At 72.9% G+C, this 10,344-nt stretch carries 10 protein-coding genes; 5 read left to right on the plus strand and 5 right to left on the minus strand.

All coding sequences use genetic code 11. The features are described from left to right. A partial coding sequence (locus BCD48_RS27980) for a TerD family protein (RefSeq protein WP_241842030.1) occupies positions 1 to 734 on the minus strand: 734 nt, incomplete at its 3' end. 541 nt (positions 735 to 1,275) lie between these two features. Here BCD48_RS27980 and BCD48_RS27985 point away from each other — a divergent pair. From BCD48_RS27985 to BCD48_RS28000, 4 genes are all read left to right on the plus strand, one after another. Beyond that, entirely contained in the window at positions 1,276 to 1,929 is a 654-nt protein-coding gene (locus BCD48_RS27985) for a suppressor of fused domain protein (RefSeq protein ID WP_071051393.1), read from the plus strand. A gap of 480 nt (positions 1,930 to 2,409) precedes the next feature. Continuing rightward, positions 2,410 to 2,916, plus strand: a complete 507-nt coding sequence (locus BCD48_RS27990) for a MaoC family dehydratase (protein ID WP_071051394.1) — start codon at positions 2,410 to 2,412, stop codon at positions 2,914 to 2,916. Positions 2,917 to 3,138: 222 nt separating this feature from the next. After that, complete coding sequence (locus BCD48_RS27995) at positions 3,139 to 3,813, plus strand: DUF6758 family protein (RefSeq protein WP_071051398.1); 675 nt, start codon at positions 3,139 to 3,141, stop codon at positions 3,811 to 3,813. Positions 3,814 to 3,921: 108 nt separating this feature from the next. Continuing rightward, on the plus strand, positions 3,922 to 4,908 hold the full coding sequence (locus tag BCD48_RS28000) for a diacylglycerol/lipid kinase family protein (RefSeq protein ID WP_071051395.1): 987 nt from the start codon (positions 3,922 to 3,924) through the stop codon (positions 4,906 to 4,908). Between the two features lie 3 nt (positions 4,909 to 4,911). Here the strand turns inward: BCD48_RS28000 and BCD48_RS28005 are convergent, their stop codons facing one another. Together BCD48_RS28005 and BCD48_RS28010 are read right to left on the minus strand one after the other, a co-directional pair. After that, positions 4,912 to 5,847: a PHP domain-containing protein gene (locus tag BCD48_RS28005; RefSeq protein ID WP_274536585.1), complete on the minus strand. Its 936-nt coding sequence runs from the start codon at positions 5,845 to 5,847 to the stop codon at positions 4,912 to 4,914. Positions 5,848 to 5,956: 109 nt separating this feature from the next. Next, positions 5,957 to 7,123, minus strand: coding sequence for an Mrp/NBP35 family ATP-binding protein (locus BCD48_RS28010; RefSeq protein WP_071051396.1), 1,167 nt, complete (start codon positions 7,121 to 7,123; stop codon positions 5,957 to 5,959). Positions 7,124 to 7,863: 740 nt separating this feature from the next. Between BCD48_RS28010 and BCD48_RS28015 the strand changes: the two genes are divergently transcribed. Beyond that, positions 7,864 to 8,337, plus strand: a complete 474-nt coding sequence (locus BCD48_RS28015; RefSeq protein ID WP_083419303.1) for a MarR family winged helix-turn-helix transcriptional regulator — start codon at positions 7,864 to 7,866, stop codon at positions 8,335 to 8,337. A 46-nt stretch (positions 8,338 to 8,383) separates the two neighbouring features. Here BCD48_RS28015 and tatB read toward each other — a convergent pair whose 3' ends face one another. Together tatB and BCD48_RS28025 are read right to left on the minus strand one after the other, a co-directional pair. Next, the gene (gene tatB, locus BCD48_RS28020; protein WP_071051397.1) at positions 8,384 to 8,842 is read right to left on the minus strand and encodes a Sec-independent protein translocase protein TatB; all 459 of its coding nucleotides are present in this window, start codon (positions 8,840 to 8,842) and stop codon (positions 8,384 to 8,386) included. A 212-nt stretch (positions 8,843 to 9,054) separates the two neighbouring features. Continuing rightward, positions 9,055 to 10,344 (minus strand): S1C family serine protease (locus BCD48_RS28025; RefSeq protein WP_241842031.1); only part of this gene is annotated, 1,290 nt, incomplete at its 5' end.

The raw sequence follows: 10,344 nt of genomic DNA on the forward strand, positions 1-10,344 counted from the left end.
CCCCAGGGCTGCCCGGGCGGTGGCGTTGCCCCCGGCCTCGGCGGGGCCTGCGGCGGCTGGGGGGCGGGCGCGGCGGCCGCCTCCGGGCGCACCAGCTGGGTCGGGGCCTCGAACATCTCCTCGTTCTGCGCCGGCCATCCACCGGCCGGCCCGGCCGCGTTCGGCCCCGCCGCCGCGGGCCGCCGGTCGAACGACGCCGGTCGCGAGGCGGGGGCCGGCTGGGCGGCCGCCGGGCCGGGGTCGTCGACGGCGATGCCGAAGTCGGTGGCGATGCCGGCAAGGCCGGCGGCATAGCCCTGGCCGACCGCTCGCACCTTCCAGGCACCGGCCCGCCGATACAGCTCGATCATGATCAGCGCGGTCTCGGTGCCCAGGCCTTCCGGCGCGAACCGGGTGATCTCCGCGCCGCCCCGGCTGTCTCGCACGGTGACGGTCAGCCCGCGGACAGCCGCGAACGTCGTGGGCCCCGAACCGTCGAGGCTTCCGGTGACGGCCACCTTGTCGATGTCCGGCGGGACAGCCGTCAGCGAGAACTCCAGCGACGAGGGCGGCGTCAGCCGTACGCCCGGGCCGTTGGGCTGGTTGTAGAAGACGAAGTCGGCGTCCGAACGGACCTTGCCCGCCGGCGTCAGCAACAGCGCCGCGATGTCGAGCGGCGTCGACGAGGAAACCTCCACCCGCACGTCCGGCGTCGGCAGCGGTGCGTTCGCCCCCTTGCTCAGCACACCAGCCATGGTTCCTCCCGTACTCCGACTTGCTTCGCCGAGCTAGCTTCGCCCAGCATCTCCCGGGCCAACGCGGCCGGCCGCCTCGATCGTTCCAGATAACGCCGGTTCCGGGACATCCCCGCCGCCGAGAAACTCTCCTCGGAGCCGGCGGGCATACGCACCGGGAACGATCCCGAGTACATCACGGCGCCCGCGCCCGCGGCCCCACGGCGTTCTCCCCACCGCTCGCCCCTGCACAAGTCTCCCCACGGACCCGCCCCGGCCCGCACCCCAGCCCACGCCACGCACCCCAGCGACGCCCCGGTCACCGTTTCGGCTCAACCCAACCCCGCCTAGTGACAGCGCATCAGCGCAGCGCCAGCCCAGCCATGTCACTGAGCCAGATTCAGACCGCCCACAGATACATGCCTGTGCCCGGAGCCAGGCCGCGAGGGCGCTCAGCGCCCGAGGGCGGCGCCCGGCCGGGGTCCCTGCCGGATCGCGAAGCGATCTGGGAGGTCTGGGGCGCGGAGCGTCCGGCCGCGGGACCGCCCTACGATCGGGGGCCGTGGATGTGCGCGCCGCGGTCGAGCGGCACCTCGTGGCGGCGTTTGGCCCGGTCGGCGGCCGTGCGGGGGTCACCTTTCTGGGCGCCGAGCCGATCGACGTGCTGCGGTTTGGCCCGCGCCCCGACGGCTTCTTCCGGTATGCGACGGTGGGCATGTCGGCGGAGCCGATGAGTGACCCCGGCGCGGCGGTCCGTGATCCCGGCGGCCCGCGAGCCGAGCTCGTGCTCTCGCTTCGGGTCCCGCGTGACAGCGTCGCGCGCCAGCTGGCCCTGCTCGCCGCGATTCCCTCGATCGAGGGCGTCCCGGTGGTCGCGGGCGCAGGCTTGGACCTTGGTGAGCCGCTGTGGGACGAGGCTCCATTCCACGGTGTGCTGGTCGGCGAGCCGGGCGGCCTGGTGCCGGATCTGCGGCTCGCCGACGCGGTCGGGTCGCCAACCCCTGGGCAGACTTCCCCGGTCGACGACCCGACAGGAGCCCCCGGCTTCGCCAATCCGACGGAAATCCCCGCGCCGGTGCGGTTTCTGCCGGTCTTCCCCATGACGCCGAACGAATCGGCCTACAAGCGTGTCCACGGCGCGGCGGCGCTGCGGGAGCGCTGGATCGCCGCGGAGATGGACCTGCGCGATCCCCTCCGGCGGGGCCTTCGTATCTGACGCCGGTTTTCGGCCGGGCCTTTCCCGGGCCCTTCTGTCCTCGGGCCCTCGGGGCCCCGCCGGATCCGGGGTTCCTGCAGGATCGGCGGAGCTTGCGGACGGGGTCCCTGCCGGATCGGCGAAGCCCGGGGTCCCTGCCGGATCGGCGAAGCCGATCTGGGAGGTCTGCTGGGAGGTCGTGATCTGGTAGGTCCGGAAGGCGATCCGGCGGGTCTCGGGCAGGTCTCGGCGGGTTCGCGGCCGGCCGCCGCGTCATTCGCGGCGCCGACGGCCGGCGGTACGGACGTGCGCCATCTTCCGATCACCGGCTCGGTGGGAAGGAGCGCGGGCCGGCGGTAGTGACCGTGCTCGCGACCGCCTGCGCGACGCCGGTGGCCACGCCTACGCTCCGTGGGAAACCAGGCGGTCGGCGCTTCGCCGAAGCCAGGATCCCCCGCCGGGCGGGACATTCCGCCGTGCGCCAGGTCATGGGAGGGCACGATGCAGTTCGGCCGTTACTACGAGGAGTTCGAGGTCGGTGCCGTCTACAGGCACTGGCCGGGAAAGACGATCACCGAGTACGACGACCACCTGTTCTGCCTGCTCACCATGAATCACCACCCATTGCACATCGACGCGCATTACGCCGAGGAGACCACGCAGTTCAAGCGCAACGTCGTGGTCGGCAACTATGTCTACTCGCTGCTACTGGGTATGTCGGTGGCGGACGTGTCCGGCAAGGCCATCGCCAACCTCGAGGTCGAGTCGCTGCGGCATGTCAAGCCGGTGTTCCACGGCGACACCATCTACGGAGAGTCGACAGTGCTCGACAAGGTGGAGTCCAAGAGCAAGGACGACCGCGGCGTCGTCACCGTGGAGACCCGCGGCTACAACCAGGACGGCGTCCTGGTCTGCATCTACCGCCGCAAGGTGATGGTCCCCAAGCGGTCCTACGGCGAGGCCAGGGGCGGCGAGCAGCCCGGCCGCCCGGTGCCGGTCGAGTCCTGACCTTCGCACCTTCCAGGGCCGGTCCTCCCGGCTTCTCCCCACATGGCCGCGCGCCTCGGGTTTGCCAGCGCGGGGCTGGGCACACTTCGTCCGCGGATCCATATCCGGCGGCCGGCTTCCACACGCATCCGGCGGTTGGCGTCATCCGCGAGGTGAGACGTCCACCAGGACGTGCTGGAGTGGACCGCCCGTGAGGTGGCAGAGGAGTTCGGGAGGAGCCAGGTGACGAGCGTACCCACCTGTCCCCGATGTCTAGGTGGGCTACGGCCGCCCGACCTGTGGAGCGACCAGTGGAGGTGCGAACAGCACGGCGACGTCTCCCCCTGGCACCAGGCAACCGCCACGCCGGAGCACGCACTGCGCCAACTCGCTGACACGGCGACGGTGCCCGCCTGGGTGCCGTCGCCGATGCCGGTCCACTGGTATGTCGGCGGGATCGGCTGGGCCGGCGACGACCGTGCCGGCGCCCGGGCGGTGGCGCTGGCGACGGCCGGCCCGTCGCCGGTCGGCGGGCCGGCGGACATGCTGCTGGTCGCCGAGTCGCCCGGCACGGGTCTCGGTGCCCGGCTGGCGGGGCTCCCCGGGCCCGACCCGCGGCATCTGGACACCCTTCCTGAGGCGAAGGTCGAGGCGGCGGGGCACCCGACCGCGCTGTGGCCGGTGGCATGCCCACGTGACCGGGCGGCGTTCGTCGGTGAGGCCGGCGGAGTGTGGCTGTGGCTGCTGCTGTGGCCCGCGGACGCCGCGCTCCTGCTGATGGAGCACCTGGTCCTGGAGGATCTCCGCGACCGTTCGACGCTCGCCGACCGCCTGCTCTTCGGCGCGCCGACCGACCGGCTCAGCACGCCGATGCCCGGGCCCGGGAGTATGGGCCAGAGCAACGGCGACGGCGGCTGACGCACCAGGGGGTTCCCGCCGCGCCGCGTCCGCTCGTAGGCTCTGCACACCCGGCGGGCCCGAAGGCTCACCCCGGACGCGCCCCCAAGTGAGAGAGCACCGGCCGCCATGACCGAAACCACCCACCACGCCCCGGCGACCCCGGCGACCCCGGAACGCGACGCCGCGCCGGCACAGTTCGCTACGGCAGAGTTCGCGGCGGTGCCGATCGCGCGTGACCGGCTCTGCGTCATCGTCAACCCGAGCGCGGGCGGGGGACGGGCCGGACGGGTGCTCGACGACGTCACGGCGGCGCTGCGCGGCTGGGCGTCCGACGTCGAGGTGGCGAGGACCCGTGACATCGCGCACGCGGACGAGCTCGCCGCTGCGGCGGCCGGCTCGGGCCGGATAGCGGTGGCGCTCGGCGGGGACGGGCTGGTCGGGCGGGTCGCGGGGGCCACCGCGAAGGCCGGGGGCCTGCTCGCCGTGCTGCCCGGCGGGCGGGGCAACGACTTCGCCCGCGGCCTCGGGATCCCCCGCGACCCCGTGGCCGCCGCCGCGGCCGTCGCGGGCGCCGTGGAGCGCCGGGTCGACCTGCCGGAGGCGAACGGCACGCCGTTCATCGGCATCGCGAGTGTCGGCTTCGACTCGGATGTCCAGGTGATCGCGAACCGGACGAGGTTCCTGCGCGGCCAGAACGTCTACACCTTCGCGACCCTGCGGGCGCTGCTGCCGTGGCGGCCGGCCCGCTTCACCGTCAGCCTCGACGGCGGTGAGCCACGGGAGGTCGTCGGCTGGACCGTGGGCGCGGCGAATGCCCCGTACTACGGCGGCGGCATGCGGATGGCCCCCGACGCGGACATCGCCGACGGGCAGCTTGAAGTGATCTTCATTCACCGGACCAGCCGGCTAACCTTGCTAGCGCTGTTCCCTCGTGTCTTCTCCGGACGCCACGTCGACACGAAGCATGTGACCGTGCGGCGGGCGAGCAGGCTGACGCTGGACGCCGACCGGCCGTTCCAGGTCTATGCCGACGGCGACCCGGTCGCCGACCTGCCCGCCGAGATCGCCGTTCGCCCCGGCGCGCTGCGCCTCCTGGTCCCGCCCGCCGCCTGACGGTTAGAACCGTGGGATGTCCGCGCTGGTGCGGGGGATGTCGCCGGTGGCGCGGTCGACGAGGGCCGCGAGGACGGTCGGGGCGGTGCCGTTCGCGCCGATGCCGCGGCCCGGCCCTTCCCTGGTGCCGTGGAAGTCGCTCGAGCCGGTGACGAGCAGGCCGAGGTCGGCGGCCAGCGCGCGCAGCCGGGCACGGGCGGCCGGCGGATGGTCGGGGTGGTCGACCTCGACGCCGGCGAGACCCAGCCGGGCCATCTCCTCGATCACTTCCGGCCCGACGACCGGGCCCCTGGCGGCGGCGAACGGATGGGCGAACACGCTCACCCCGCCGGCCTGGTGGATCAGCCGCAGCGCCTCGGCGACGTCTGGCTGGGTCTTGCCGACCCAGTACCGGCTGTTGCGGCCGCCGATCCAGCTCGGGGTGAAGGCCTCGTCGAAATGGGAGAGCACCCCGGCCTCCAAGAGGGCGGCGGCGATGTGCGGCCGGCCGACCGTACCGCCGGCCAGCTCATCGACCCGCTCCCAGGTCACCGGGTGGCCGTCGGCGGCGAGCATGGCGACCATCCGCCTGGCTCGCGTCTCGCGGTCGTCGCGCAGGAGGGCGCGGGCCGCGGCGAACTCGGGCTCGGCGGGGTCGAACAGGTAGGCGAGCACGTGCAGGCTGATCACACGGTCCTCGGCGACTCGCACCTCGCACGAGATCTCGGCCCCGGGCACCAGCGTCATGCCGGGCCGCAGGGCGGCCTCCGCCGCCGTCATCCCGGCCGTGGTGTCGTGGTCGGTGAGCGCGATCGTCGACAGTCCGGCGTCTGCCGCCACGGCCATCAGCGCCGTGGGCGTGAGCAGCCCGTCGGACGCCGTCGAGTGGGTGTGCAGATCAATCCCGGCCAGCGCGACCTCCCCAGATCCGGCGGACGTGTTCCGCGTCCTGTCCCTCACCGCAGCGCCCCGGTCCCCGGCGATGTTCCGGAAAGGAACCGACAGCGGGTGGGTTCCTCCGTGCCAGGGCACGGAGGAACCCACCCGCTGTCGTGGCTCGACCCGCGGGTCAGTGCGCGTGCTTGGGCGCGCCCAGGCCTCGGGCCGGCGAGAGGTTGAGCGAGCGGCCGGCGAGGCCGCGGGAGCGGTGGCTGAGCCGGTCGGCGACGGTGCGCAGCTGCTTGCTGGCCTCGCAGTCGGGATCCGCGACGACCAGCGGCATGCCGGCGTCGCCGCCCTCACGCAGCCGGACGTCGATCGGGATCTGCGCCAGCAGCGGCACGTCGTGGCCGAGCACCTTGGTGAGCCGCTCGGCGACGGCGGCGCCACCACCGGCACCGAACAGGTCGATCCGCTCGTCGCAGTGCGGGCAGCTCAGGTAGGCCATGTTCTCCACGACGCCGACCACGTTCTGCCTGGTCTGAGCGGCGATCGTGCCGGCCCGCTCGGCGACCTCGGTCGCGGCCACCTGCGGGGTGGTGACGATCAGCAGCTCGGACGATGGCACCAGCTGGGCCAGCGAGATCGCGATGTCGCCGGTGCCGGGTGGCAGGTCGAGGAGCAGCACGTCCAGGTCGCCCCAGAAGACGTCGGAAAGAAACTGCTCCAGCGCCCGGTGCAGCATCGGCCCGCGCCAGGTAACCGGCTGGTTCCCCCGAGTGAACATGCCCGTGGAGATCACGCGGACGCCATACGCCTGCGGCGGCATGATCATTTTTTCGACCTGCGTGGGCCCGCGATCGATGCCGAACATCCGCGGCACCGAATGCCCGTAGATGTCCGCATCGAGAACACCGACCTTCAGGCCTGACTGAGCCATCGCCGCGGCGATGTTGACGGTGACCGACGACTTGCCCACGCCGCCCTTGCCGCTCGCCACCCCGTAGACCCGGGTGAGCGAGCCCGGCTGGGCGAACGGGATCGCCTTCGGGGCCACGCCGCCGCGCAGCTTCTCGTGCAGGGCGGCCCGCTGCTCCGGCGCCATCACGGACAGCGCGACGCGGACGTCGGTGACGCCCTCGATGGTGCGAACCGCGCGGTCGACCCTGGCGATGATCTCCTCACGCATCGGGCAGCCCGACACCGTGAGAAGGACCACCACGTCCACCGAGCCGTCGCCGCGGATCTGGATGGCCTCGACCATGTCGAGCTCGGTGATCGGCCGGCCGATCTCGGGGTCGAGGACGGTCGCGAGCGCCGCCTGGACCGCGTCAGAGGTAGGAGTGGGAGCTGGCAACGAAACCTCAGCCGTCTGGCTACCGCCGCGAAGCGGCAGGTACCGGCAGTGTGGGGACCTGAACTGGACTCTGGATGGGACAACGTCGGCGTCCGACGAGGTCGGCGTCGGACGACGCCCGGCCGACGCGTGAGAGACGCCATGGCGTGGGGTGAGCCACACCCGCCGCGAAGCGGTACCCCTCTCGGCGGCATCGCGACCGCCCGGCCGCGCCGTGGCCGCCTGACCAGCCGGGACGGCCATCTCCCCGCGCGTGGTGACACGCGCGGGAGTGCCGCCAGCCGGTCCAGCGAACACGTACGGACTTCCACCATAGCCCGCGTCGCGGCCAGGCGGCCCCACTCGGGCCGCCGGCCCGCGTATGCCCCGCTCCCGCCTGCAAGCGGGCCGCCTCGCCGATTCCGTCCGGCCAGGCATCGCGCCCTCGCCGGCGGAACGGGGCCGAGGATGGAGTACGCAGGGACGGGACCCGGCGACCGCGTCAGCCTCGCGCCCCGTCGATGGCGCCGGTGCCCACGGCGTCTGTCCCGTCACCGACGTACGCTGATCGAGTGAGTTTGCAAGCGGCGCCCCCTGAGGGAGACGGGCCTTCCCCACGGCCAGACCCCGCTCGGCCGGACGCCGCGAGCGAGCAGACAAGGCCCACCGAGCCGCGGAGGGCACCGCTGGCTCCGGCCGGCGCGGCCGAGCCGGGATGCGGCTCAGCGGATCCGGCGGCCGAGCGGGTCGACGCGCGCGGGATGCGCGCCTGGCGGGGCCTGCTGCGCGCGCATGCGCAGGTCACCCGGGTGCTCGAGGCCGAGCTCGAGGAGACGCACCAACTGCCGCTCGCCTCCTACGACGTGCTGGTCCAGCTGTCCGAGGCGCCGGACGGCGCGCTGCGGATGAGCGAGCTCGCCGACGCGGTGCTGCTGTCCCGCAGCGGGCTGACGCGACTCGTCGACCGGCTGGTGCGCGAGGGCCTGGTAGAGCGCAGATCCTGCCCGTCCGACCTGCGCGGGACGCTCGCGGTACTCATGCCGGCCGGCCTTGCGCGGCTGCGTACGGCCTCCGGCACCCACCTGCGTGGAGTGGCCCGCCACGTCCTGTCCCGCTACTCCCCCGAGGAGCTGGAGCTTCTCGGCGCCCTGCTCGGCCGACTGGCCGCCCCGGCGACCGAACACGGCTCCTGCGGTGCCGAGAGCCATCCCAGGAGCCACGGCCCGGACGCCTAGACAACGGACGCCTAGACAACGGCGCGCCCGCAAAGCGACGCGGGGATCAGGTGGCGTCGGTGTCCCACGGGGTGGCCGCGTCCGCCGAGGTGTGGACCCGGTTGGTGGCCTTGGCCTCCGCTGACTTCGCGGGCCTTCCCGAGGAGGCTGCGGGGCCGCCGGGCACCCGGTCCTTGGTCAGCGACGGGCCAGCCGAGGGCTCGTCACCGAAGAGATCCAGCTTGCCCTGCTTGTTCAGGTAGGACGGGAACAGGTCCTCGTCCCCGTCCTCGAGCAGGTGCTTGCGGACGAACGTCTTCGGGTGCAGATCGCGGATGTCGAGATCCGCGATCTCGGGACCGAGCTCGGAGCGCAGATCATCACGAACTCCGTTCGCCATCTGCCGCAGTTGCCGCAGCATCCTGCCGGCGTCCCTGGCGACCCGGGGAAGCTTGTCCGGACCGAACACGAACAGTCCGATCAGGAGCAGGACAGCGATTTCACCCCATCCAAGCCCGTTGAACACGGCCAGAGCGTACCTCCGCCGGACTCGCGCGCGTAGGACTCTCAGGTGACAAGCAGGTATCCAGCGACCAATCGGACCACCTTCGTCGCCGCGTCCTGTCGTTTTCGCGCCGGGTCAGCTCCGCCTGGCGGCGGAATCCTACCGAGCGAAATCGTTTCCACGGCACGCGAGGTCCCGCACGCCGCCTGGATCGGCGGCGGACCCGGTCGGGCCTAGTTCTTCTGCTCGGTCAGGGTCACCTGGGCGGTGGCGTCGCGCCCGGCGCGCTGATACCGCACGGTGACACGGTCGCCGACGTGGTGTCGCCTGGCCGTCTCCAACAGCTCGTTCGCCCCAGAGACCACGACGTCGTCGATCTTCGTCACGACGTCCCCGACCCGCAGGCCGGCAGCCGCCGCCGGGCCGCTCGGGTCGAGCTCGCGGACCAGCGCCCCCGGCACGCGCCCGGTGGCCGCCGCGTCCGTCTGGGTGACGGTGGCGGCCGATATCCCGAGGTAGGGATGGGTCGCGTGGCCGGTCTGGATGATCTCGTCAGCGATGGAACGCGCATAGTCGATCGGAATGGCGAAGCCGACGCCGATGCTGCCGGTCTGACCGTCGTCACCGGCCGGCGCCCCGGGAACCGAAGCGATGGCGGTGTTGATGCCGACAACCTGACCGTTGCCGTCCACCAGCGCACCGCCCGAGCTTCCAGGGTTGATCGCCGCGTCGGTCTGGATCGCCGCGCTCAGCTGCGAGGATCCCCCGCCTCCGGTCGGCTCCGACTGGCTCCGGTCGAGAGCGCTGACGATCCCGGTGGACACGCTGCCCTGCAGGTCGAGCGGAGCGCCGATGGCGATGACCGGGGTGCCCACCCGCAGCGAGCTGGACCGGCCGAGTGTCGCCGCTGGCAGCTGCCCGTCCACGTTGATCCGGATCACGGCCAGGTCGGTCTTCGGGTCCTGGCCGACGAGCTGCGCGGGGATCTCGGTGACGTCCTGGTAGCGGATGACGACGATCTCACCCGCGCCGTTCGCGGCCGGCGCGATGACGTGGGCGTTGGTGAGGATGTAGCCGTCCGGGCGGACGATCACTCCGGATCCCGTACTGCCCTGCTGCCCCCGCACCTTGATCGTGACCACGGACGGCAGCGCTCGCGCCGCCGCGTCGGCGACCGACCCCGCGCTCCCGGCCGGCGCATCCGTGCCGACCACCATGCCGGATCCAACGACGGCGGAACCCGAGTCATCGGGAGCGAGCCAGGCGACGCACACGCCGCCCACGAGGCCGCCCACGAGGCCGGCCACGAGCGCGACCACCGCGAGCGCGCGCCCACCGAACCGCCGCCGGCCGGCCTCGCCCTCGGGGCGTTCCTGCTCGGCCGCGTGGCGTGGCGCGACTGGTGCCGCCTGCTCGCCGCGCAGACCGCCGACCGAGACGATCCGTGGCGTCGAGGCGGCGGGTTTCGAGGGCGCGCCCGCCGCCGAGGCCTGCTCCGACGACGGGGTGCGCCGATGCTGATG

The sequence above is a fragment of the Pseudofrankia coriaricola genome (assembly GCF_001854805.1).
Lineage (GTDB): Bacteria > Actinomycetota > Actinomycetes > Frankiales > Frankiaceae > Pseudofrankia.